The sequence below is a fragment of the Bosea sp. 124 genome (assembly GCF_003046175.1).
GTDB lineage: Bacteria > Pseudomonadota > Alphaproteobacteria > Rhizobiales > Beijerinckiaceae > Allobosea.
Window position 1 is genome coordinate 2,284,934 of sequence record NZ_PZZM01000001.1, and the last position, 23,152, is coordinate 2,308,085.

25 protein-coding genes are annotated in these 23,152 nt (G+C 67.5%); 5 read left to right on the top strand and 20 right to left on the bottom strand.

Features of this window, described 5'->3' with window-relative positions; all coding sequences use genetic code 11:
• The first annotated feature begins 1 nt into the window (after position 1).
• Positions 2-1,114 (top strand): ABC transporter permease, encoded by a 1,113-nt coding sequence (locus C8D03_RS10735; RefSeq protein ID WP_108046247.1) that lies wholly within the window; start codon positions 2-4, stop codon positions 1,112-1,114.
• 30 nt (positions 1,115-1,144) lie between these two features.
• Here C8D03_RS10735 and C8D03_RS10740 read toward each other — a convergent pair whose 3' ends face one another.
• From C8D03_RS10740 to C8D03_RS10770, 7 genes are all read right to left on the bottom strand, one after another.
• Positions 1,145-1,726: a transglycosylase SLT domain-containing protein gene (locus C8D03_RS10740; RefSeq protein WP_108046248.1), complete on the bottom strand. Its 582-nt coding sequence runs from the start codon at positions 1,724-1,726 to the stop codon at positions 1,145-1,147.
• Positions 1,674-2,936, bottom strand: coding sequence for a flagellar hook-length control protein FliK (locus C8D03_RS10745; RefSeq protein ID WP_108046249.1), 1,263 nt, complete (start codon positions 2,934-2,936; stop codon positions 1,674-1,676). Before C8D03_RS10745 ends, C8D03_RS10740 begins: the two co-directional genes overlap by 53 nt.
• Entirely contained in the window at positions 2,933-4,168 is a 1,236-nt protein-coding gene (locus C8D03_RS10750; protein ID WP_108046250.1) for a chemotaxis protein MotC, read from the bottom strand. The genes C8D03_RS10745 and C8D03_RS10750 overlap by 4 nt, the downstream gene beginning before the upstream one ends.
• Positions 4,165-5,451 (bottom strand): MotB family protein, encoded by a 1,287-nt coding sequence (locus tag C8D03_RS10755; protein WP_108046251.1) that lies wholly within the window; start codon positions 5,449-5,451, stop codon positions 4,165-4,167. Before C8D03_RS10755 ends, C8D03_RS10750 begins: the two co-directional genes overlap by 4 nt.
• A 38-nt stretch (positions 5,452-5,489) precedes the next feature.
• Complete coding sequence (locus C8D03_RS10760; RefSeq protein WP_108046252.1) at positions 5,490-6,158, bottom strand: hypothetical protein; 669 nt, start codon at positions 6,156-6,158, stop codon at positions 5,490-5,492.
• Entirely contained in the window at positions 6,155-7,780 is a 1,626-nt protein-coding gene (fliF, locus tag C8D03_RS10765) for a flagellar basal-body MS-ring/collar protein FliF (RefSeq protein ID WP_108046253.1), read from the bottom strand. Before fliF ends, C8D03_RS10760 begins: the two co-directional genes overlap by 4 nt.
• A 167-nt stretch (positions 7,781-7,947) precedes the next feature.
• Complete coding sequence (locus C8D03_RS10770) at positions 7,948-9,201, bottom strand: flagellin N-terminal helical domain-containing protein (RefSeq protein WP_108046254.1); 1,254 nt, start codon at positions 9,199-9,201, stop codon at positions 7,948-7,950.
• Between the two features lie 177 nt (positions 9,202-9,378).
• Between C8D03_RS10770 and C8D03_RS10775 the strand changes: the two genes are divergently transcribed.
• On the top strand, positions 9,379-9,771 hold the full coding sequence (locus tag C8D03_RS10775) for a VOC family protein (RefSeq protein WP_108046255.1): 393 nt from the start codon (positions 9,379-9,381) through the stop codon (positions 9,769-9,771).
• 25 nt (positions 9,772-9,796) lie between these two features.
• Here the strand turns inward: C8D03_RS10775 and C8D03_RS10780 are convergent, their stop codons facing one another.
• Genes C8D03_RS10780 through motA form a run of 6 tightly spaced genes read right to left on the bottom strand, consistent with a single transcriptional unit; the run spans position 9,797 to position 14,556 of the window.
• Complete coding sequence (locus C8D03_RS10780; RefSeq protein WP_108046256.1) at positions 9,797-10,864, bottom strand: EscU/YscU/HrcU family type III secretion system export apparatus switch protein; 1,068 nt, start codon at positions 10,862-10,864, stop codon at positions 9,797-9,799.
• A gap of 32 nt (positions 10,865-10,896) precedes the next feature.
• Positions 10,897-11,955 carry a flagellar motor switch protein FliG gene (locus tag C8D03_RS10785; protein ID WP_108046257.1) on the bottom strand — a complete coding sequence of 353 codons (1,059 nt, stop codon included), beginning with the start codon at positions 11,953-11,955 and terminating at the stop codon, positions 10,897-10,899.
• 14 nt (positions 11,956-11,969) lie between these two features.
• Positions 11,970-12,371, bottom strand: a complete 402-nt coding sequence (gene fliN / locus C8D03_RS10790) for a flagellar motor switch protein FliN (RefSeq protein ID WP_108046258.1) — start codon at positions 12,369-12,371, stop codon at positions 11,970-11,972.
• Between the two features lie 40 nt (positions 12,372-12,411).
• On the bottom strand, positions 12,412-12,729 hold the full coding sequence (locus tag C8D03_RS10795) for an NUDIX hydrolase (protein ID WP_108046259.1): 318 nt from the start codon (positions 12,727-12,729) through the stop codon (positions 12,412-12,414).
• Complete coding sequence (locus tag C8D03_RS10800) at positions 12,710-13,657, bottom strand: flagellar motor switch protein FliM (RefSeq protein WP_108046260.1); 948 nt, start codon at positions 13,655-13,657, stop codon at positions 12,710-12,712. Before C8D03_RS10800 ends, C8D03_RS10795 begins: the two co-directional genes overlap by 20 nt.
• A complete protein-coding gene (motA, locus tag C8D03_RS10805; protein ID WP_248308428.1) occupies positions 13,657-14,556 on the bottom strand; it encodes a flagellar motor stator protein MotA in 900 nt (299 codons plus the stop codon). The genes C8D03_RS10800 and motA overlap by 1 nt, the downstream gene beginning before the upstream one ends.
• 177 nt (positions 14,557-14,733) lie before the next feature.
• Here motA and C8D03_RS10810 point away from each other — a divergent pair, with 177 nt between their 5' ends.
• The 3 genes from C8D03_RS10810 to fliI all read left to right on the top strand — a co-directional run bounded on the left by C8D03_RS10810 (position 14,734) and on the right by fliI (position 17,624).
• Positions 14,734-15,519 carry a DUF1217 domain-containing protein gene (locus tag C8D03_RS10810; RefSeq protein WP_108046262.1) on the top strand — a complete coding sequence of 262 codons (786 nt, stop codon included), beginning with the start codon at positions 14,734-14,736 and terminating at the stop codon, positions 15,517-15,519.
• Between the two features lie 2 nt (positions 15,520-15,521).
• On the top strand, positions 15,522-16,244 hold the full coding sequence (gene flgF, locus C8D03_RS10815) for a flagellar basal-body rod protein FlgF (RefSeq protein ID WP_108046263.1): 723 nt from the start codon (positions 15,522-15,524) through the stop codon (positions 16,242-16,244).
• A gap of 114 nt (positions 16,245-16,358) precedes the next feature.
• Positions 16,359-17,624, top strand: coding sequence for a flagellar protein export ATPase FliI (fliI, locus tag C8D03_RS10820; protein ID WP_248308676.1), 1,266 nt, complete (start codon positions 16,359-16,361; stop codon positions 17,622-17,624).
• A gap of 223 nt (positions 17,625-17,847) precedes the next feature.
• Here fliI and C8D03_RS10825 read toward each other — a convergent pair whose 3' ends face one another.
• From C8D03_RS10825 to C8D03_RS10855, 7 genes are all read right to left on the bottom strand, one after another.
• Positions 17,848-18,303: a hypothetical protein gene (locus C8D03_RS10825; RefSeq protein ID WP_108046264.1), complete on the bottom strand. Its 456-nt coding sequence runs from the start codon at positions 18,301-18,303 to the stop codon at positions 17,848-17,850.
• Positions 18,300-18,794: a hypothetical protein gene (locus C8D03_RS10830; RefSeq protein WP_108046265.1), complete on the bottom strand. Its 495-nt coding sequence runs from the start codon at positions 18,792-18,794 to the stop codon at positions 18,300-18,302. The genes C8D03_RS10825 and C8D03_RS10830 overlap by 4 nt, the downstream gene beginning before the upstream one ends.
• Before the next feature lie 6 nt (positions 18,795-18,800).
• Positions 18,801-19,442 (bottom strand): rod-binding protein, encoded by a 642-nt coding sequence (locus C8D03_RS10835; protein WP_108046266.1) that lies wholly within the window; start codon positions 19,440-19,442, stop codon positions 18,801-18,803.
• A 109-nt stretch (positions 19,443-19,551) separates the two neighbouring features.
• Entirely contained in the window at positions 19,552-19,950 is a 399-nt protein-coding gene (locus C8D03_RS10840) for a hypothetical protein (RefSeq protein ID WP_108046267.1), read from the bottom strand.
• A gap of 6 nt (positions 19,951-19,956) precedes the next feature.
• Complete coding sequence (gene fliR / locus C8D03_RS10845; RefSeq protein ID WP_108046268.1) at positions 19,957-20,709, bottom strand: flagellar biosynthesis protein FliR; 753 nt, start codon at positions 20,707-20,709, stop codon at positions 19,957-19,959.
• Positions 20,706-22,832, bottom strand: coding sequence for a flagellar biosynthesis protein FlhA (gene flhA, locus C8D03_RS10850; RefSeq protein WP_108046269.1), 2,127 nt, complete (start codon positions 22,830-22,832; stop codon positions 20,706-20,708). The genes fliR and flhA overlap by 4 nt, the downstream gene beginning before the upstream one ends.
• Before the next feature lie 52 nt (positions 22,833-22,884).
• Entirely contained in the window at positions 22,885-23,151 is a 267-nt protein-coding gene (locus C8D03_RS10855; RefSeq protein ID WP_108046270.1) for a flagellar biosynthetic protein FliQ, read from the bottom strand.
• Between the last annotated feature and the right edge of the window lies 1 nt (position 23,152).

Consider the following 23,152-nt stretch of genomic DNA (forward strand, 5'->3'; position numbering starts at 1 on the left):
GATGCGCCTGTCGAACATCCTGCACCTCGGGATCAAGGAAATCCGCGGCCTGCTGCGCGACACGACGCTCGTGGTGCTGATCGTCTACAGCTTCACGCTGGCGGTCTATGTCCAGACGCGTGCCATGCCCGAGACGCTCAACCGCGCCTCGATCGCCATCGTCGACGAGGATCGCTCGCCGCTCTCGTCGCGCATCGTCACAGCCTTTTACCCGCCCTATTTCGCGCCGCCGCGCCTGATCGGCGCGGCCGAGATGGACCGGCGGATGGATAGCGGGCTCGACACGTTCGCGCTCGACATCCCGCCGAATTTCCAGCGCGACCTGCTGGCCGGGCGCAAGCCGACGATCCAGCTCAATATCGACGCGACCCGGATGACCCAGGCCTTCAGCGGCAGCGGCTACATCCAGAGCATCGTCGGCTCCGAGATCGCCGAGTTCAGCCAGCGCTACCGCTCGGCCACGGTGCTGCCGGTCGAGCTCGTGCTGCGCTCGCGGTTCAACCCCGAACTCAACAAGGGCTGGTTCGGCGCGATCATGAACGTGGTGCTGAGCATCACCATGCTCTCAATCGTGCTGACAGGCGCCGCGCTGATCCGCGAGCGCGAACACGGCACGATCGAGCATCTGCTGGCGATGCCGGTGACGCCCTTCGAGATCATGACCAGCAAGGTCTGGTCGATGGGGCTGGTGGTGCTGGTGGCGTCCGCCTTCTCGCTGATCGTCGTGGTGCAGGGCCTGCTGGCGGTTCCGATCCAGGGCAGCGTCGCGCTGTTCCTGCTCGGGGCGGCGCTGCTGCTCTTCGCCACGACGTCGCTCGGCATCTTCCTCGCGAGCGTGGCGGGCTCGATGCCGCAGTTCGGCCTGCTACTGATGATGGTGCTGCTGCCGCTGCAGATGCTCTCGGGTGGCATGACCCCGCGCGAAAGCATGCCGGAGATCGTGCAGACGATCATGCTCGCGGCGCCGAACACGCATTTCGTCATGCTGGCGCAGGCGGTGCTCTATCGCGGCGCCGGGCTCGACGTGGTCTGGCCGCAACTGCTCGCGCTGATCGCGATCGGCTGCGCGCTGTTCTTCGTCTCGCTGCAGCGCTTCCGGCTGTTCCTGCGCTGAGGCGTATCGGCAGGTCTGGCTGGAGCCTGCTCACGAGGCTGCGTATTTGGCCCCGCAGAAGGAGCGCGCATTGTCGGTCCACTGGCCGAAGCCGGTCGCGACCATGTTGCGGATCACGGTGCAGACATAGCGCTGCTGGGCCGGGTTGTTGTGCGGCCCGGCATGGTAGCGCGCCACCGCCATGGTCCAGGTGTCGTGACGGGCCTTCAGCCGCTTCAGGAACTTCGCGGAATACTCGACGTTCAGGGCCGGGTCGAACATGGCGTCGAGGCTGGGGAACTGGTCACGATGATAGTGGTGGTTGATCTGCATGCAGCCGATGTCGATCAGCTTCTTGCCTTTGGCGCGCGAGGCCTGGAACTCGGCAACGGCGTCCTCCTTGGTCGCGCCGAAGAAGGTGCGGCCATGGATGTTGAGCGCATAGGGCTGCAGCGAATTGCGGCGGCCGCTTTCGGTCAGCCCGACCGAGTAGAGCACGCCGACGGGGATGTCGTAGGCCTTGGAAACGCGGATCATGTGCTCCTCGCACACGGTCTGCGCGGCGGCCGGCGTCGCGAAGCTAGAGATAGCGATCAGAATTGCGCCCAGGGCGGCTGCGCTCGCGCGGCTCATGGGATTCCTCCTTGCTGGTTGTCGCATCTTGCCGCCTGTCATGGGACTGCGGCTCGCGGTCCTCACGCCGACCGTCCTGGCGCTCGCGGGACTGATCGAAGCCGCGCCCCTCGCGGGCGCCCGAGCGGTCGTCGGCGCCCGTGTCCCGGGCATGGCCCTGCCCACCGGGCCGGGGGTCGGGCGTGGCTATGTCGACATGGACGGTCTCGACCGAGACCTGATCGAGCGCATAGCCGCTCGCCTTGACGATCTCGCGCAGGGCATCGCGATCATTGGCGAGCATCTGGGCCGTCTCGGCGCGGCTGGCCTCGAGCCTGATCTCCATGCCGCCCTGCGAAATCCGCAGCTTGACGGTGATGCTGCCGAGTTCGACCGGGGCGAGCTGGATGTGCAGGATCTTGGTCGGCTCGGCGATGCCGGCAGGTCTGTCGGCGTGCAGGTCCGGCACGGCATCGGCCCGCGCGCCGGTGAGTTCGGCCGCAGCCTGGCGGATCGGCTCGGTCACCTGCTGGAGCGGCGACAGGCGCAGCACGGGCGGGAGATGCGTCTCCTGCCGAACCACGGTGATCGTCATCGGCGTTTCGGGAGCGACGTCCCCGGCGGCGGCCCCGGCCCTGGCGGGAGCAGCTTCCACCGCTTCCGTCAGACCGGCGAGATCGGCCAGTCCCGCGATGCCGGGCAGTTCCGCCGGGGCGGCTTTATCGCTGGGCAGGGCGATGCCCGGCTCGCCGGCCGCCGGTCCGACGGCGCCTGCGGCCTTGTCGGCGGGCATGCCCGTCCCCGCCTTGGCGAGCGCGCTGTTCAATGTGGCGAAAGCGTCGCGCCTGGGACCCGGCTCCTTGCGGCCGTCGGGCCGGGCGCCGGGTGCTGGCGCCTGGAGGGCGCCGAGCAGCAGGCGGGCGGCGTCGCTGGCGCCTGCGGCGGGTTCGGTCTGGACGGTCGGGACCAGCGCGTCCGGCAGCAGCTCCGCAGCCTGCCCCTCGGCGCTCTCGCCAGCTTCGGCGGGAGCGGCATCGGCCGCTTTTCCCGGCATCGGGGAGGCGGCCTTGCCGGTCGTCTTGTCGAGGTTCTGGAGCAGGTTGCGGAAAGCCTGGCCGCGCTCGTCCCGGCCGCCCGGCATCAGGCGGGTCTTCGGGTTCTTCGCGGCCTCCGCGCCGGCCGCTCCGGGGGCCCGGCCCGGTGGCAGGAAAGGTGTCTCGAGATTGCTCATGGCTTGGCCTCTCCCATCTTGGCCTCTCCCGGGCTCGATCCGTCCAGCAGGGCGTGCGCGTCCGCGAGGCTGCGTTCGGCGGCGGCGACGATGCGCTTCATGCGCGGATCGAGATCGGCGGGTTCGGGCGTGCCGGTCGGGGTCTGGGTGATGCCGGCGGGCACGTCGACGATATGCGAGGCGACGCGCAAGGCGGTCTGCAGGATCTCCTTCTCGGCAGGCGGGAGCCGATTCGCGTCGATCTTCCTCAGCGTCTCGAGCGCGCCGTCGGCCTTGTCGAAGCCGATGCGCGAGGCCGCCCTGTAGAGCGAGGCACGCGCGATCGTGGCCTGGTCGGCGCCGGGAATCCGCGCCACCTCTTCGGCCGCGCGGCGCGCCTGCTCGAAGCGGCCGCGGATCAGGGCGTCGCGGGCGATGATCAGGAGGACGGCGCGCTGCTGCTCGCGGTCGAAGGCGCGCAGCGTGGCGATGAGCCGGGGGAACTTCTCCGGATCGCGGCCGATGTCGAAACGCACCAGTCCGGTCGCGAAGGCCTGACGGAAATTCTCGGCATAGACCGAGCGGTCGAAGCGACGCATGTACTGGGCGGTCGCCTTCTCCAGCCGGTCGAGATCGTTGATCTCGGCCGCGATGAAGACGGCGCGCCGCAACGCTCCTTCCTCGACGAGCGAGCCTGGCGACAGAAGCCGGGCCTGGTCGAGCAATTGCAGGGCGCGCTTCTGGTCGTTGCGCAGGATCAGCGTGGCCTGGACCAAGGCGAGGTGGCCCGCGAGCGATTCATGCAGGCCGGCCGGATCGAGCGACATCAGCAGCGCCCGTGCCTGGCCGGTGTCGCCCATCACATAGGCGAGCGCGCCTTCGGCGAGCCCCTTGGGCAGACCCGCCGGCTCGCCGTGCTTGAGGATGTCGGCCAGCACGCCCGGCTGTCCGCCGCTCAGCACATACTGGACGGCGGCACGCGTGTTGCGGGGATCGTCCCAGGCTGAGGCTGGCTGGGCCAGCATGGCCTGTTCGAGATCGAGCAGCAGCTTGCCCTGTGCGGCATGGGCCGCACGGTTTCCCGCCGCCGCCTCGTTCTGGAGCGACTGCAAGGTGCGCACGAGCTGATAAGGCGGTGCCGGCGCGGGAGCCGCAGGGGCTGCCTCGGTCTGCGCCTGGGCGGCAGGCGCGGCGAGGCAGAGCACGGCGGCGAGGCAGAGGGAGGCGATGCGCAGGGAGGCGAGGCGCATCATGGCCGCTTCTCCCGGATCAGGATCTCGATGCGGCGGTTCTCGGCGGCGTTGGGGTCCCCGGCGCGCGGCCTGCGGCTGGCATGGCCTTCGATATGCTCGATGCGGGCCTGGTTGATGCCGCCCTGGACGAGCAGGTCCTGCGCGGTGTGCGCACGCGCTGTCGAGAGCCGCCAGTTGTCGCTGCGTCCGTCGCGGAACGGGCGTGCATCGGTGTGGCCGCGAATGACGATGGCGCCTTCGCGCTGGTTCAGGACGGCGGCGATGCGCTGCATCGCTTCCACGGTTTGCGGGTGCGGCTCGGCCGAGCCGATGCCGAACATGCCGAAATTGGCGTTGTCGGTGAGGCTGATCAGCACGCCCTCATCGGTCTGGCGGACATCGACCTGCGGCTGGTCGCTGCGTTGGCCGGGCGCCTTGCCGGCGGCAATGGCCGAGGCGATGGCGGCAGCGACGGCATCGTCGCTCCGGGGCCGCGCGGTGCCGGCCTGCGCGGCAGGCGCCGCTTCGCCCGCAGCCGGGCGCGGCGACATCGGCAACGCGGAGGCCGGGGCGATCCCGGCCGTGGCGGCGTTGCCGGCCTGTCCCGGAGCAGGTGTCTCGAGCGCTGTCGCCGCTTGGGCAAGAGATGGGGCAAGGGATGGGGCGAGAGGCTGGGTCGCGGGCTGGGCCACAGGCGCCGTCGCCGTCGGGGCGGCCGGTGCGGCATCGCCGGCAAAGGCGTCCTGACGGCTGGGCTTGTCGGTCTGCGGCGTCTGGCGCCAGAAATTCGGATCGAAGGGGTCGCGCAGCGCCTCGCCGCCATTCATGCCGGGCTTGCCGGTGGCGCCGAGCGTCAGGGTCGAGGCCCTGTCGGAGCCGGGCTCGGGCTTGGCGGCGGCGACTTCGGCCAGGACGGCGTAGGGGTCCTCGAAGGCCGCCTTGCCCTGGTTGGCATCCTTGAGGGAGGCGCTCGGGCGCCGGTCGGAGCCGGTCTTGGCGGCGCCGACCTCGTCGCCGTCATGGCGGCTGGTGCTGTCGACCTCGCCCGGCTCGGCATCCTGCGGATTGCGGACGCCCTTGCGGTCGGAGGTGGTGTCCGAGAGCTTGATCGGGTTGAAATACTGGGCGACCGTCGTGCGCGTCTCGCGATTGGTCGAGTTCACCAGCCAGAGCACCAGGAACAGCGCCATCATCGCCGTCATGAAGTCGGCATGCGCGATCTTCCAGACGCCGCCCTTGAGCTGCTCCGTCGGTCGGCCCGCGCCGCGCCGGACGATGATGATATCCTGACGGTTGTTGTCCATGATCGCTCGTTTCCGGTTCTGGCGCGACAGCGGCGGCGTCAGGCCGGGCGCCGGCGGCGCCGGTCGGGACCCCTGCCTTCGAGCCTGGCGACCCAGGCCTCGATGCGGGTCTCGATGGCGGTCTCGCCTGCCACGATGCTGACATCGGTGGCGTCGTTTTCGACGAATTCCACGGCGCAACCGGCCGGGAAGACGTGGCGCAGCGTTTCCAGCAGGATCGCCGGGCCGCTGACGCGGATCAGCATGCCATCCTCGCCCGCGATAAGCGGGCGGATCTGGTCGATCAGCGCGCGGCTGGCGGCATCGCGCATCTCGCTTTCCAGGAAGGGGCGCAGCAGGCGCCCCGTCGCATCGGCGAGACTGTCGCCGAGCGCCTGGAAGGCGGTCGGAACCTCTGTCACCAGCCGGGCCGCGACGTCGTCCGCCCAGCTCTGGCGGGCTTGTTCGAGCGCCGCCGCCGCCTCCTGCTGCAGGCGCGCGATCTGCGCCTCGGTGTCGGCCCGGGCCTCGGCGAGACCCGCCTGCCGGCCTGCCGCGAAGATCGCGTCGAGATCCGGAGGTGGCTCGCGCGGCGTCCTGGGCAGGAAGGACGGCAGCTCGATTTCCGCCGGCTCGGCGGCTGTCGTCACCGCCGCGGCGATGTCGGCGATGTCGGTCTCATCGAGATCGAAGTTCGGGATGAAGTCTCCGGCCGGACGGTGCTTCACGCGCGCTCTCCCTCATGAATCCACTGCTTGAGGATCGCGGCGGCCTGGGCCTCGTTGAAGTCGATGAGCTGTTCCAGCTTCCTGAGCGGCGAGCGCTGCGAGGCATTGGTCAGATCGCCGATCAGATTGAGCCCGATGTCCGCTCCGGCGATCTGGAGCTGCGGATCGATGCCGGTGACGCCGGCCTCGTCGGCGAGGGTGGTCACAGCCGGCGGGGCCGGGCGCTTGAGGATGGCGTTGATCGAGGGACGCAGGCCGAACCAGATGATCAGCGCCGCAAGCCCGAGGATCGTCACGGCGTTGATCAGCGTGCCGGACTGGCGCAGCAGCGCCTCGCCGATGCCGACAGGTGCCGTCGGCTCGAGCGTCCGGCTGCCCTGCAGGAAGTCGACCGCGAGGACCTTGATGTTGTCGCCGCGCTGGCCGTTGATGCCGGCGGCCGAGGCGACGACCTGGCGGACGTCCTCCAGACGGGCGTCGATCAGCTCCGGCGACGGCGCGGCGCCCAGCGACTCGATCAGACGGGGCCGGTTGATCAGCACGGCGATCGACATCTTAGCGATCGAATAGCCGTCGCTGACGGTCTGCGTCTTCTTCGAGGAGATCTCGTAATTGGTCAGCTCCTCGCGGCGCTGCTTTTCCTCGCTCGAGCGCTGGCCGCCATCGGCGCGCACCGCCCGCTCGGGCACGTTCTGCTCGACCGTGGTGGGATCCTGCGTCGCGGCGTTCTGTGAGGTGTCGTTCTCGCGAACCACGCGCACCGAGCGCTCGACCTTCGAATCCGGGTTGAAGACCGTCTCGCTGGTCTCCTTGCGGTCTGTGTTCAGATCGGTGGCGACGCTGATCTCGAAATTCTCGAGGCCGAGATAGGGCGTCAGCGCCTTGCGGACATTGTCCTGGATCTCGCGATTGACGTTCTGCTGCAGCCCGGCGAGCTTGGAGGAGGCCATCTGGCCGGGCTCGCCGCCGGTGGCGAGCAGGGTGCCGTCGGTGTTCAGCACCGTGACCTTCTCGGTCGAAAGGCCGGGCACGGCCGAGGCGACGAGATGGCGGATCGCCTGGGCGACATTGCCGGCGCCGGAGGTTTCGGTGCGTACGACGACGCTGGCGGAGGCCGGCTGCTGGTCGCGGCGGAAGGAGCCCTTGTCGGCGAGGACGAGATGGACGCTCGCCGCCTTGACGCCGCGCATGAGCTGAATCGTGCGGGCCAGCTCGCCTTCCATGGCGCGGACGCGGGTGATCTCCTGCATGAAGGAGGTCAGGCCGAGCGAGCCGAGCTTGTCGAAGAGTTCGTAGCCGCCGCTGGCGCTGCGCGGCAAGCCCTTCTCGGCGAGCAGCATGCGCGCCTGTGCCGCTTGCGACGGCTTGACCAGGACCTGCGTGCCCTCCGAATTCACGTCGAAGACGACGCCGGATTCCTGCAGGGCGGCGCCGATCCGGTTGACGTCCTCGCGCTGCAGGCCGCTATAGAGAACCGACATCTCGGGGCGGCTGAGATAATAGGCGCTGATGCCGATCGCGGCGAAGACGAAGAGCCCGATCGCGGCCAGCGCCGCCAGACGCTTGTGTCCGAGTTGCTGGAGGTTGAGCCAAATCTCTTCAGCATACTGGCGGCCCGGCATCGTCGTTCCTTCAAAGGCTGGACGTTACGATTGGGAGTGTGCTTGCCCAGCCTTGCGCGGGCATTGCGGAGGCGGGTCATCTCCACGACGCGGCGCCGCCGGAACGCGAAAAGGCCACGCTCCGCGAGGAGCGTGGCCCTGTCTGGCGTAGCCTTGTGCCGTTCGCGTCAGCCGCGGAAGAGCGACAGGATGCTCTGGCTGCCGGCGTTGGCGATCGACAGCGCCTGGATGCCGAGCTGCTGCTGCGTCTGCAGAGCCTGGAGGCGGGTCGATTCGGCGTTCATGTCCGCATCGACGAGCTGGCCGATACCGCGATCGAGCGAGTCCTTCAGGGCCTTCACGAAGTCCTGCTGCAGGCCGATGCGGTTCTTGATGGCGCCGAGGTTGGTGGCGGCATCGGTGATCGTGCCGAGGGCATCGTCCACCGCCGAGATGTAGGTCTCGAGCTTGGCGAGGTCCGTGGCGTTGTCGGTCAGCTTGCCGATGTCGATATCGGCGACGGAGAACGTCTCCCAGGCCGCGCCGGTATAGGCATCGTAGGTCTTGTCGAGGATGCCCTTTTCCGTGTCGGCCGGGGTGGCCAGCGCGGTCATCGTGACGGCGCCACCGAGACCGGCGACGCTGGCGTCGATGACGACGTCCTCGTCGTTGCGGCTCTTGAACGCAAGGGCGTCACCGGCGGTGTTGATGCCGACCGACAGACCCTCGACGCCGAGCTTGTTGATCTCCCTGGCGATGTCCTTCAGGGAGGTCCCGGCCGCCACCGCGATGTTGAGCGCGGGAGCCGCACCAACCGTGACGGTGATGTTGCCGCCGACGTCGAGCAGAGGGTCGCGCGCCGCCGTCGTGCCCGTCGGGAACGTCTGGGCGGTATAGCCCGTGTCCAGATTGGCGTCGTAGAGCTTGATCGCGTTCAGGTCGACGGTGACCGTATCGACCTGCACCTGGCCACCGGCGCGGGAGAAGGACGAGACGACCGACTTGGTCGCGTTGTAGCTCGAAGCCGTCGAGTCGACCGAGATCCAGTTCTCGCCGTTGAACACCGCGGAATCGGCCGTGTTCTTGAGCTGCTTCTGGAGTTCGCCGATTTCGCTCTGGATCTTGTCGCGATCGACGCCGGGGGTACGGGCGGCGACGAGCTTGGCCTTGATCTCCGAGACGACTTCGACCGTGCCGTTCAGGCCGGTATACATCGTGTCGATGGTCGCGGCGCCGAGGCCAAGAGCGTCCTGAACCGCGCCGAGAGCCTTGTTGTCCGAGCGCATCGTGGTGGCGATGGACCAGTACGCGGCGTTGTCGGAAGCGGTCGAGACGCGCTGGCCGGTCGCGATGCGGTTCTGCGACTGGGCGAGGTTCTTGTTGGTCATGGTCAGCGTCTGCAACGCTGTCATGGCGGAGGTGTTGGTGAGCAGGCTGGTCATGATGATGTTCCTCAATCTGGAAGGGATTGTTGGGGAACATTCCGGGCTTTAACCGGGATGGCAGGGCGGCTTCATGCCTTTGACCGTGTGGGACGCACCCATCGGATCGGTCAACCTTCCATGCATTTGGGTGTAGCTGGCGTAGCTTGCGCGAGGCTGGCGCGACAGGAGGGCTGCATGAGCCTGGGTGGAATCGGCAATCTCGACTACACGGTGATCCTGTGCAGCAGGATGAAAGAGACGCGTGCCTTCTACCGCGACGTGATGCAGTTTCCGATCGAGGTCGATCTGGAGAACTGGGTCAGCTTCCGCGTCGGTGCGGCGTTGCTGGCCTTGCGGCCGCGCGGTGTCTGGAGCGTGTGCGACGATGGACCGTCGGCGCCCGAAGCCGCGGCGATCCAGCTCGCTTTTCGTGTTTCGCCGCCCGCAGTCGATGCCTGTCATGCGGAATTGGTCGCCAAGGATGTGCCGATCCTGAGGGGGCCGACCGATCTGCCGAACTGGCGGCACCGGACGCTGTTCTTTCGCGATCCCGAGAACAACATCATCGAGATCTACGCCGAATACTGATGCGAGAAGGGGCTTGCCCTGCCCCTCAAGCCGCCTTGCGCGCATAGACCAGGCAGAGCAGCTCGGCGACGACCTTGTAGAATTCCGGCGGGATCATCTGGTCGAGCTGCACGGCGGCGTGGAGCGAACGGGCCAGCATGCGGTCCTCGATGACGGGGATGTCGTTGGCCTCGGCGATCTCGCGAATCTTCAGCGCGATCAGGTCGGTGCCCTTGGCGAGCACGAGCGGCGCGCCGCCCTCCTCCTGCACATAGCGCAGCGCGACTGCGTAATGCGTCGGGTTGGCGATGATGACGGTGGCCCGCGGCACGGCGGCCATCATGCGGTTGCGGGCGCGGTCGCGGGCCAGCGAGAGGCGGCGCGACTTCAGGATCGGGTCGCCCTCGGCCTGCTTGTGCTCGTCCTTGACCTCCTGCTTGGTCATGCGCAGCGAGCGCCGCCAGAATTTCTGCGTCCAGACGAGGTCGACCGCGACGATGACGATCGTCGCCACGCAGGTCGCGGAGAGCAGGCGGATCGCGATCGTCAGGATCAGCTCCGGTATCGCGCTGGGGTCCCGCAGCATGGCCGTCACCACCGTGTTCTTGTCCGATTTGAGGATGAGCCAGACGGTCACCGTGATGGCGGCGAACTTGGCCAGCGATTTGCCGAATTCAACGAAACCCTGGCGACCGAAGATGCGCGTGAAACCCTTGGCGGGAGAGAGCCGCGACCATTGCGGCGCGATCCGCTCGAGCGCGAGCTGGGGCGGGTGCTGCAGGAAGGCCGCGCTCAGGCCGAAGACCAGGAAGAGGGCGAGCAGCGGCCAGAGGAACTGGCCGACCTGCATCGCCATATGGACGAGGAGCGTCGCCGTGTTGGCGCTGGTCGAGATGTCGAACCCCGCCGGATCGCCGAGGAGACCCGAGAGGAGGCGCGTCATTTCGCCGACGCCGGCGCGAACCAGGAAGACGAAGCCGATCAGCGCCGCCGCGATGCTGGCGAAGATCGGCGCCTCCTTGGAGGAGGGCGTGTTGCCACGCTCGACCGCGTCGCGAATCTTCTTTTCGGACGCTTCCTCGGTCTTGCTCTCCTGGTCCTCCTGATCGGACAATGCTCGTCACCTGCTCGCTGGAGATGGATTGCTCACTGGAAGTAAGCGCTCTCTTCGCGCTCGGGGTTGAGCTCGATCTCGCCGCGGCTCGCCATTTCGAGCGCGACGTCGGTGATGGCGCGGCGGGCATCGACGACCTCGCGCTGGAGCGCAGGCTCGCCGTTCTCGAGATCCTGCTGCACGATGCGCCGGGCGCGGGCGGCGAGCGAGGACAGGATCTGGTCCCTGAACACGGCCTCGGTGCCCTTGAGTGCCAGCACGAGCCGGTCCGTCGGCACCTGATCGAAGATCGCCATGCGGGCACGTGCCGAGAGCTTGACGATATCATCGAAGGTGAAGAGCAGGCCCTTCAGCATCTCGGCCGATTCCGGCCTGATGCGCTGCAGGCTGCCCAGCGCCTCCTCCATGTCGTGGCTGTCCATCTTGTTGAGGATGTCGGCCATGCGGGCATGGGTGTCGGCGCCCTTGTTGCGCGCCAGGTTGAGGGTGAAGCCCTCATAGAGCGCCTTCTCGACGATCGCGCCGGGCTGCTCGGCCACGGGCTTGAGGTTGAGCATGCGGCGCATCAGCTCGTGGCGCTTGTCGGCCGGCCACTGCGTCATCACCCGCGAGGCGCAGGAGGGCTTCAGCTTGGAGAGCACATAGGCGGCGGTCTGCGGATGCTCCTTGGCGAGATAGCCCGCGAGCGCGCTCTCGGGCATCTGCGAGATGCGGTCCCAGATCGAGCGGTTGGCGGCTTCCGCGGTCTCGCCGATGATCTCGGTGATCTCCTCGGGCGGGAGCACGCCGGTGAGCAGCTTCTGGACTTCGCTCGGCGACCCGACCAGGTTCATGCCGCGCGAGAACTGATCGCTGAACTCGTCGACCAGATCGGCGATGTCGTCGGCGGCGACCGGGCCGAGTTCGGCGGCGCGGCGCATCAGCGCGCGAACCTCGCCCGTGTCGAGATGCTTCAGCATGCGCCCGGCGAGCGGCTTGCCCATCGCGAGCACCAGCACGGCCGCCTTGCCGGCGCCGCCGAGCTGGGACGGCCTCGTCAGGACGGACGCCGTCGCGGCGCTGCCCCGGTTGTCTTTCGCGGTCCCCGTCATCGACTGTCCTGGCCTCACTCTTCGAACTTGGCCTGGACGCCGACGATCTCGGTCAGCGACACGCCGAAGCGACTGTTGTCGTCCTCGACGATCACGACTTCGCCGCGCGCGACGATGCGCCCGTTGACGACGACATCGACCGGCTCGCCGACGCGGTGGTCGAGCGGCACGACGGCGCCGCGGCGCAGCTTCATCAGATTGGCGACCTGCATGGTGGCGCTGCCGAGGACGACCTGGATCGTCACCGGGATGCGCAGCACGGCGTCGAGATTGAGCGGGTCGCTCGCGACGCCGGGCGCCTCGTCGCTCTCCGGCGCCTCGGTGTCGCCGGCTCCGGTCTCGAGAAGGGCGGCATCGGCCGGCTCCTCGGCGATGGCGAGGTCGGACAGCTTCACGGGCTTGCTCGGCTTCTTCATGGGGGGCTCCTGGAGGGAAGGCTGGGTCGGAAAGGCTGCGTCAGGCCGCGTTGGCGTTGCGGTCCGCCCTGGCGCGCGGCGCCTCGAGGTTCGCGCAGACGATCTTGACATCGCTGACGAGGCGGCGGCCGGCGTCGATGCGCAGACCGAGTTCCTCGACGACCTCGCGGCCGCTGGCCTGGAGATCGCGGACCGTCGCCTGGATCGCGCCGAGCGCGGCCTCGGTCTTGCCGAAGACCTGCTGGAATTCGGCATGATAGGCGCGCATGCGCTTGAGCTCGTTACGCATCCGCAGGACCTGCAGGCTGGTCAGCAGCAGCGCGGCGAAAAGCACGGTCTCACCGAGATAGAAGATCATCGAAAAACTCCTGCTCCTGGTTGGCGCTGTCCTGGACGCGCAGGACATAGGATCCGTCGCGCTGGCCAAGCTGGCACCAGAAGACGGTCTCGTCGTTGCATTGCAGCTGGATCTGGGAGCGCGGCGAGGCCTGCAGCTCGATCACCTGGCCGATCTTCAGTTCGCTGATCTCGCCCAGCGTCATCGGGCGCTCCTCGAGGATCGCCTTCAGCTTGACCTCGGTCTTGTGGACCTCGGTCTGGATCTGGCGGGTCCAGCGCTGGTCCTTGACGGTGGTGTGGCCGGAGACGACGCGGGTGAGGCTCTGGCGGATCGGGTTCAGCGCCGTCTGCGGGATGACGACGAACATCTGCCCGCAATTATCGAGTCCCTGGACCAGAAGCTGCGACTTCACCGCGAGGTTGCTGCGGCTGCCGATGGCGGCGAAATACATCCGCGTCTCGACCTGCTCGAAGATGAAGGTCACATCGCAGACCGGGCTGAAGGCGGCCTGGAGATTCTTGGCGGCGAGCTCGAACAGCGCCTGCGCCACCTGGATCTCGATCGGGGTGTAGGGCCGCTCGTCGTCGGGAAAGTCGGGCTCGTATTTGTAGGGGCGCTCGCTGCCGTCGGCGCCGAACAGCACCTCGATCAGGGTGAAGATGAAGTCGCGGTCGAAGCCGATCAGGATGCGCGAATCCCACTCCGGCGAGTGGAAGATGCCGGCGATGGTGTTGTGGGCATGGGCGTTGAGGGCATCGCCGATCCGCTGGCTCTGGACGTTGGCGACGGAGAAATAGGTCGGCGAGGTCGACATCTGGCGAACGTCGTCGGCGCAGCCGGTCGCCAGCCGGTCGAAGACCATGCGCAGCATCGGCAGTCGGTCGATCGAGATGCCGGTCGATTCGAGGAGCTTGTCCTCGCGGATCGCTTGGGCGGCGGTGCTCATCAGGCGGCTTCCTTCTGCGCGCGGTCATTGGCGGGGGCGCGCTGGCTGCCGCCGCTGATCGTCTTGTCCTCGACCTCGTCGATCGAGGGCCGTTCCGCCGCCGAGATGACCTTGCGGCCATATTCGAGCGCGACCTGCGGCGCGGCGCCGTTGATGAAAGCGAGCAGGGTCTGCTTGACCACGATGTAGACCCGCGCCTGCTTCTCCCGCGTCGTCTTGACCTTCAGCGAGATCGGCCCGATCACCGCATAGGAGAAGAAGATTCCGGCGAAGGTGCCGACCAGGGCGGCGCCGATGAAGCCGCCGAGCAGGGCCGGCGACTGGTCGATCGCGCCCATCGCCTTGATGACGCCGAGCACGGCGGCGACGATCCCCAGGGCGGGCAGGGCCTCGGAGACGGTGCCGAGCGCGAAATAGGGCTTGAGCCTGTCCTGGAGATGGCTGGTGATCTCCTCGTCGAGCAGGGCCTCGACCTCATGGGCCTGGGCCTTGCCGACGATGATCAGCCGGAAATAGTCGCAGATGAAGGTGGTCAGCTCGCGGTTGGCGAGGACGCCCGGATAACTGGCGAACAGCGTCGATTCATACGGCGTCTCGATGTGCTGCTCGATCTCGGCGCGGCCCTTGTTGCGCAGCTCTCGCATCAGCGCATAGAGCGCGCCGAGGACTTCGAAATAATGGGCCTGGCTCGGCGTGTCGTTGCGCATCGCCTCCATCACGGCGGTGCCGGTATCGGCGACCGTCTTGATCGGATTGGCGACGATGTAGGTTCCCACCGCCGTTCCGAGGATGATGACGAGCTCCCAGGGCTGCCAGAGCACGGCGACATGTCCGCCCATGGCTGCGAAGCCGCCGATGAGAGAACCCACCGCAATCAACAATCCGATTAGTACGCTCAACGCGCCGCTCCTTCTCGCAAACTGCACACGCTCGCAAACCGCAAGTCGAGGCGTAGACGAGATGGCTTGCGTGAAGCTGAAAAGACTGGCGCTGCACTGGGTCAGGTCCACGCAAGCCTTGCGCGGGAGCATGATTCAAGACGAGCGGACATAGGCTTCCGTCGCCGGGAGAGTGCGATGACAACGACCATGGTGGCTTTCCAGGCGGCGACGCGAAACCTGCCCAAATCCCTGGAACGCGCGGCTGCGAAGCCGCAGACGGCCAACGAGACCGAGTATTACCTGAAGCATATCAGCGAGATCAAATCGATCGACGACTTCATGTCGAACGATCGGCTCTATCGCTACGCGATGAAAGCCATGGGTCTCGAAGAGATGACCTATGCGAAGGGCCTGATCCGCAAGGTTCTGGCCGAAGGCATCGACGGCTCGAAGACCTTCGCCAACAAGCTCTCCGATCCGCGCTACAAGGAACTCGCGACGACGTTCAATTTCGCCCGCTACGGCTCGGCGACGACGAGCTTCGACCGGACCCAGAAGCCGCTGACCGAGCGCTATGTGCGCCAGGCCTTCGAGGAAGAGCAGGGCAGCCAGAACGAGAATGTCCGCCTGGCGCTGTATTTCGAGCGCAAGGCCTCCGGGCTGACCAATGCCTTCCAGGTCCTGGCCGATCCGGCGCTGCTGAAAGTGGTCCAGACCGCGCTCGGCATCCCGTCCTCGACTTCGATGATCCCGATCGACCAGCAGGCGGCGATGATCTCGAAGAAGCTCGATTTCGAGACGTTGAAGAATGCCGACGGGGTGAAGAACTTCCTGACGCGTTTCGCTGCGCTCGCCGATCTCTCGAGCAACCAGGCGGCCGCCAGCAGCGCGCTGACGATCCTCGTCGGGCCGCCGGCCGCAGCCGGCATGAGCACGGATGTGCTCTTCAGCATCCAAAACCTGCGCCTCGGGGGCCTTTGACCATGCAGCCTTCGATCTATGTCGGCCTGTCGTCCCAACTCGTGCTCGAGAAGCGCATGGAGACGCTGGCCCGCAACGTCGCCAACATGAACACGGCGGGCTTCCGGGCCGAGGAGGTCAAGTTCAGCACCTTCCTGTCGAAGAAGGGGCCGGACGGCGTCTCCTTCGCCTCCCCGGGCGAGACCTATATCAGCCGCATCCAGGGCGGGCTCGACAAGACGGGCAACCCGCTCGACGTCGCGGTCGAGGGCGAGGGCTGGCTTGCGATCAATACGCCGGCGGGCACCGTCTACACCCGCGACGGGCGCATGAAGATGTCGCCACAGGGCGAGCTGCGAACGCTGTCCGACCATCCGGTGCTCGATGCCGGCGGCGCGCCGATGCAGCTCGACCCGGAAGGTGGCCCGCCGACCATCGCCAAGGACGGCATGATCTGGCAGGGCAACCAGCAGGTCGGCGCGATCGGCCTGTTCTCTATCGATCCGGCGGCCAAGCTCCAGCGCCACGAGAACTCCGGCGTCATCCCGGACCGGCCGGCGACGGCGATCCTCGATTTCGTCGTCAACGGCGTGCGCCAGGGCTATGTCGAGGGCTCGAACGTCAATCCGATCCGCGAGATGACCAAGCTGATCGCGGTGACGCGCGCCTTCGAGAGCGCCGCGAACGCGATCGACAAGGGCGAGAAGGCCGTCGACGGCGCGATCCGTTCGCTCGGCGAGAGCTGAGCGGGCTCTCACCCGCCCCGCACCCGTCCGAGACCGCGCCGCCGACAGAAGGATTGCGATGAACGCGCTCACACGCTCGAACATGCGCTTGCCGGCGGCCCCCAGCCGCATGAGCTGGTCGCGATCAGCGGTTCGGTCTCCGAGGTCACGCCGGCGGCTTTGCGGGTGCGCGGCCTGTCGCGCTTCGTGCGGCTGGGAGAGCGCATCGCGCTCTCGACCAATGGCCGCGAGGAACTCGGCGAGGCGATCCGGATCGACCGCGACGGCGTGCTGGTGAAGCCCTTCGCGACGACGGTCGGCGTGGGCCTGGGTGCGCGCGCGAGCGTCGCCGGGCCGCTCGCCCTCCGTCCGGCGCAGAGCTGGAAAGGGCGCGTTATCAATGCTTTCGGCGAGGCTATCGACGAGGGCGGGCCGCTCCTGCCGGGCGAGAAGGCGATGCCGGCCGACGGGCCGCCGCCGGAGGCGATGAAGCGGGCGCGCGTGACGCGGCCGATCCGCACCGGCGTCAAGGTGATCGACCTGTTCACGCCGCTCTGCGCCGGACAGCGCATCGGCGTCTTCGCCGGATCGGGCGTCGGCAAGTCGAGCCTGCTTTCGATGCTGGCGCGGGCGCCGGGCTTCACGACGATCGTCATCGGGCTGGTCGGCGAGCGCGGCCGCGAGGTGCGCGAATTCCTCGACGATACGCTGGGCGCCATGCGTGCGCATGCGGTCGCCGTCGTCTCGACCAGCGACGAGAGCGCGATGATGCGCCGCCTCGCGCCGAACACCGCGATGGCGGTGGCCGAATATTTCCGCGACCAGGGCGAGGACGTCCTGCTGATCATCGATTCCGTCACCCGCCTTGCCCATGCGGCCCGCGACGTCGCGTTGGCGGCGGGCGAGCCGGCGGTGGCGCGGGGCTATACGCCGAGCGTATTCAGCACGTTGCCGAAGCTGCTCGAGCGTGCCGGCCCCGGCATCGAAGGCACCGGCACGATCACGGGCATCTTCTCCGTGCTGATCGACGGCGACGACCATAACGACCCTGTCGCCGACTCGATTCGCGGCACGCTTGACGGCCATCTCGTGCTCGACCGCGCCATCGCCGACCAGGGCCGCTATCCGGCCGTCAACGTGCTGGGCTCGGTCTCGCGCCTGGCGCATCACGTCTGGACGCCCGAGCAGCGCGGCCTCGCCTCGCGTATGAAGGCGCTCGTCGCCCGCTTCGAGGATACGCGCGACCTGCGCCTGATGGGCGGCTACCAGGCCGGTGCCGATGCCGAACTCGACAAGGCGATCGTGCTGGTTCCCAAGATCTACGAGGCGCTGCACCAGGATATGAGCGCGGCGCTCAGCCAGGACGCGTTCAAGGATCTGGCGAGCACGCTGCAGGGATAACGCAATCGACTTCCGAGCGCGCAAGGAAACGCGCCGTCATCCCGGACGACCGCAGGTCGGCCCGGGAACCATCATGCGGCGCTGTGCTCTACGATGGATCCCGGATCTGCGCGGCTGCGCGGCTTGTCCAGGATGACGGCGCGTTTCTGAAGCGTCAGCTCATTGCAAAGCGCTTCGAGCAAGGGCCTTCGCAGGCTAACGAAGAGCGCGGCGAAGGCAGGCGTCAGCTCCGGAGCTGGTCCTTGCGAACGTAGTTGAATTCCTTGACCAGAACGTCCTTGACCAGATCGCCGCCGAGGCGGCTGTTGACGTTGGTCTTCACGGTCTTGAGCAGGGCGTCGATGTCGACGCGCTCAAGCCGGGAAAAATCCACCTTCGCATTCGAGTAGATCGCCCGCAGCGCCTCGTCGCGGACATAGGCGTGAGGCTTCACGGTCATCTGCCGCATGGTGCGCGCATCGGCCGTGAAGACGAACTGGGCGGCGACATAGCCCTGGACCTCGCCATTGGCGATGATCGGGACATGAATCAGCGCCGTCTCCTCATATTCGAGACCCTCGAAGAATGGTGTCTCGGAGGCCGGCGGCGCTTCCGCGCGCCAGGTCAGGGCGAGATGGCCCGAGACCAGCGTGACGCCGCAGATCCAGACGCCGAGGATGAGGAGCCGCGCCGTCGTCACGAGGCGTGCGCCTTGGCGCTCGGCGCGCCGGCTATGCGGGAGGTCGCGGAGTAGGTGCCGTCCGACTCGGCGTCGATCAGCGTGTTGGTCATGGCCGAGGCGATCTCGCGGACCGCGTCGAGATGCATGCCGATGGCGAGACGGTTGTGCTCGAGCTTGAGCCGCAGCGTCGAGAGGCGCGCGATCAGCCTGCCGTCACTGACCTCGTCGCGCATGGCGCGCATGGCGCGGCTGGCGTCGAGGAGCAGCCGGCTCTTGATCTCGTTGAGGCGGTTGAAGTCTGCACTGCGCAGCGCCATCAGCTCCGCTGTCTCGTGATCGAGCGCCTGTTCGAGGCGTTCGAGAACGGACCACATCGCGCGCGAGGCGCCTGCGGGCGGCGCCGTCTCGATCAGAAGCTCGCCCTGCAGGGTGACGAGCTGCGGTGCCACAACCGGCAGGCCGGACGGCTGCGCATCGGCGGGTTTCGGGGTCTCGCTGAGGTCGCTCATGATGCGTCAGGCCTGTCGGAAGTTGGAGCGCGTGACCCCGCCGGTGGTGGCGGGGCGGGTCAGGTTGAGGAAGCGCTGCTCGACCGCCAGCGGGATGGCGAGGTCGCGCGCATTGGCACCGGCAAGCCTGCCGTCGAGAACCTTGTTCGCCGCGGCGACGGCGCTGCCCGCTGCGGCGGAGGGGTCCGAGCCGCTGCGTGCGGCGATCGCCGCCTCGACCTTTTCGCGGATGCCGAGACCGCCGGCCTTGGCGACCTGGTTGGCGATCTGCTCGGAGAGCATGGAGCGCCAGACGTTGCCGGAGGTGCCGCTGCCGAAATTGTTCGCCGAGGCCTCCGGCATCATCTGCTCGATGAAGGTGGAGATCACCTGCGCCTCGAATTGCTGCAGGGTCTTGGCGCTTTTCGTCTGAGGCGCATTGGCGGCAGCCGCGAATTTAGCCGGCGCAAGGCTTGCAAACTTCTCGCGGGCGCCAGCGAGGCCGGGCGCTGCGGCAGCAGGGGCCGCCTCGTCGACGGCTGCTGCGAACTGGGTTCCGGCCGCGCCCGAGCCGATGCGCTGGAGTCTGTCGAAGGCGACCTGCTGACGCATGGGGTCGGCGGCGCGCGCGACGTCCAGAACGATATCCGACGGAGGAGAAATCGCCATTGGCACCTTCCATGGTCGTTGTACGATCTGGCTTCATCCTGCCCGGTCAGGCTTATTCCAGGCTTGCGCAGGACATCATCTGCCGCAGACAGATTTCGCCGCCGCGATCTCAGATATCCGCGGCTCGCTTGCCTTCGAGCGCATCCATGATCTCGACGAGCGCGCCATCCTGGTCGGTGCGCAGCTTGATCTTGCAGACATGGTCGACGAGGCGGGCGGTGCGCTTCTCGCGCCCGGTTTCGGCGAGCACCCGTTTCGCCTGCTCGGCGGCGGCCGCCTCGAACTCCCAGATCGCGACGCCGACGCGGTGCAGGCGTCGCGCCGTCATGTCGGCGAAGAGGCCGCCGGTCGGCCCGTCGCCGTTGAGCGAGACGACGAGGGCACGCGATTCCTCGCGGGCAGCCACGGCCTTCAGCTCGATCGCCTTCTGGCGCCATTCGGCGAGCTTGCGGATGCGGGACTGGATCGCCAGCATCCGCTCGATCGCTTTCAGGCGCTTGCCCTGCATCGCGGTTCAGCCGCGCTGGAGCCAGGTCGAGAAGGCGGCGATGAACAGCCGCAGTGTCTCGGGGCCGGAGAAATAGAGCAGGAACAGGCCGCCCGCGATGACGAAGGGCAGGGAGATGAAATAGACGGGGATCTGCGGCGTCAGCTTGTTCATCAAGCCGATCGCGAGATTGACGACGATGCCGTAGATCATGAAGGGGCTGCCGATGCGCAGCGCCAGATAGAAGGTCTCCGAGGCGCGGTCTGCGATCTGGATCAGGCCGGCCTGGGCGTCCAGCGCCGTGCCGGGCGCGATGCGCGTATAGGAGCCGGCCAGCGCACGGATGACCTCGGCATGCTGGTTGGTGACGAACATCAGCGTCGCCGCCGTCATGGTGATCAGCGTGACGAAGGGGGCGGAGGCCTCGGCCTCGTCGATCGGCAGTCCGGGCAATTGGCCGAGTCCCGCCGTCGTCGCCATCGCGGTGGCGATCGTCTGCAAGGCGAGGAAGAAGAAGCGCGCCATCAGCCCGATCAGGGCGCCGGTCATCGTCTCCGCAACGATGATGCGCAGCAGCGTCGCCGGGCCAGGGTCAGCGAAGGGCGCGAAGGCCGGCAGGACGAAGGGGGCCAGCGCCAGCGTCGCGCCGATGGCGATGAGCAGCCGGAACCGGACCGGGACGCGCGGGCTGGAGAAGCCCGGCATCAGCATCAGGCAGGCCCCGATGCGGCAGAAGATCAGGAAGGCATGCAGCAGCGTGTCGGGCGTGACCGGCGTCACGAGATTGTGCCCAGCAGGTTGACCTCCAGCCCGCGCGCGATCTCGACATGCGAGAGCACCGGCAGCGCCGGGAAGATGCGTTCGACGATCATGCGGACATAGGGGCGCGCATCCGGGCTGGTGACGAGCACGAAGTGCTGGCCGTGGTCCATGCGGGAGCGGACGGCGGTCGTCGCTTCCGCGGCGAATTCCTCGATCAGGCGCGGATCGATGTCGAACTCGACGACCTCGCCCTTGGCGTCACGGCGCAGGCTCTCATGGAAGGCGAGGTCCCAGCGATTGCCGAGGCGCAGCATGTTGAGGACGCCGCCATCGGTCAGGTCTCCGCAGATCTGCTGGGCCATGCGCATGCGGACATGCTCGGCGATCTGCTCGGCACGGCGCACATGCGGGGCGATCTCGGCGATGACCTCCAGGATCAGATGGAGGTTGCGGATCGAGACCCGCTCGGCCAGCAGGAGGCGCAGCACGGCCTGGAGACTCGACAGCGACATATGCGCCGGGCAGATCTCGTCGAGCAGCTTCTTGTATTCGGGCCCGAGCCGGTCGAGCAGGGCGCGCATGTCCTTGTAGGACAGGAGCTGGCCCAGATTCTTGCGGATGGTTTCGCTGAGATGGGTGAGCAGGACGGAGAGCCGGTCCACCGGCTGCATGCCCTCGCGCTTGACCTCGTTGGCGTAGCTCTCCGAGACCCACATCGCCTTGACGCCGAAGGCCGGCTCGCGAACCTCCTCGCCCGGCAGATCGGGCATGCGGCCGTCGCCGACCACGACCAGCATGCTGCCGGGCCGCATCTCGCCAGTGGCAGCGACGGTACCATGGATGCGGAATTCATAGGATTTGGGTGGCAGTTTCAGGCTGTCGGAGAGTTTGATCTCCGGAACGACGAAGCCGTATTGCTGGGCGAATTTCTTGCGCATCTTGCTGACGCGATGCGCCAGTTCGCTGTGGGAATTCAGCATTTCCGCGGCGAGCTGCTTGCCCAGGCAGAGTTCGATCTCGGCCGTCTGCAGCGATTCCTTGATCGTGTCCTTGGTTTCGCGGGCGGCCTCCTCGGCCTCCATCGCGCGGACCTCCTCGGCGGCGGCAGCGCGCTCGGCGATGCGCTTGGGGATGGTGTGGCCGACGAATGCCATCAGCCCGCCGAGCAGGGCGAAGGGCAGCAGCGGCAGGCCTGGGACCACCGCCAGGATCGCCATCAGGAAGGAGGCGACGAAGAGCGCGCGCGGATAATGCCCGAGCTGGCCGAGGATCGCCTGTTCCGCCGTGCCGCGCGTGCCGCCCTTGGAGACGAGCAGGCCGGCGGCGAGCGAGACGATCAGGGCCGGAATCTGGGTGACGAGACCGTCGCCGACGGCGAGCTTGACGAAGACATCCGAGGATTGGGACAGCGTCATGCCATGGCGCGTCACGCCGATGATGATGCCGCCGAGGATGTTGACCGCGGTGATGATCAGGCCGGCGATGGCGTCGCCGCGGACGAATTTCGAGGCGCCGTCCATGGCGCCGAAGAAGGAGCTTTCCTCCTCGAGCTCGTGGCGGCGACGCTGGGCCTCGGGCGCGTCGATCAGCCCGGCGGAGAGATCGGCGTCGATCGCCATCTGCTTGCCGGGGATGGCATCGAGCGTGAAACGGGCGCCGACCTCGGCGATGCGGGTCGCGCCCTTGGTGATAACAATGAAGTTCACCGTGACGAGGATGATAAAGACGATCAGGCCGATGACGAAGTCGCCGGCGATGACGAAGCGGGCGAAGCCGTCGATGATGTAGCCCGCCGCATGCGAACCCTCGTTGCCATGCGAGAGGATGACGCGCGTCGTGGCGATGTTGAGCGAGAGCCGCAGCATCGTCGCGACCAGCAGGATCGTCGGAAAGGACGAGAATTCGAGCGGCTTCTTGATCCAGAGCGAGACCATCAGGATCAGCACCGACAGCGCGATCGAGAAGGCGAGACCGAGATCGATGACGAAAGCGGGGATCGGCAGGAACAGGATCGACAGGATGCCGACGATGCCGACCGCGAAGCCGATGTCGCGGCGGCTCGCCGGCGGCGCGGCAGCGCCTGCGCCCGAAGCGGCGCCCCGGCCCGCGACCTTGCCGGTAATGAGGTTCTGCGTCGCCATGCTGAGCTGATGTCCTGTCGTCGGATATGGCGCCGGGGGGCCGGAGTGCAGCTCAGAAGCCGCGTTCGATCCGCCCGTAGACGCGTTCGGTGAAGGCGAAGATCTGCGCGCCGGTGAAGGTGCCGGTGGTCGCCATCACGATCAGGATGACGACGATCTTCGGCACGAAGGTCAGCGTCGCCTCCTGGATCTGCGTCAGGGCCTGCATCAGCGCGATCGCGATGCCGATGGTCATGGCGGCCGCGACCGCTGGCCCGGCGCCGAGGATGATGGCCCAGACGGCGTCGCGCATCATGTCGAGAGCATCGGCCTCGTTCATG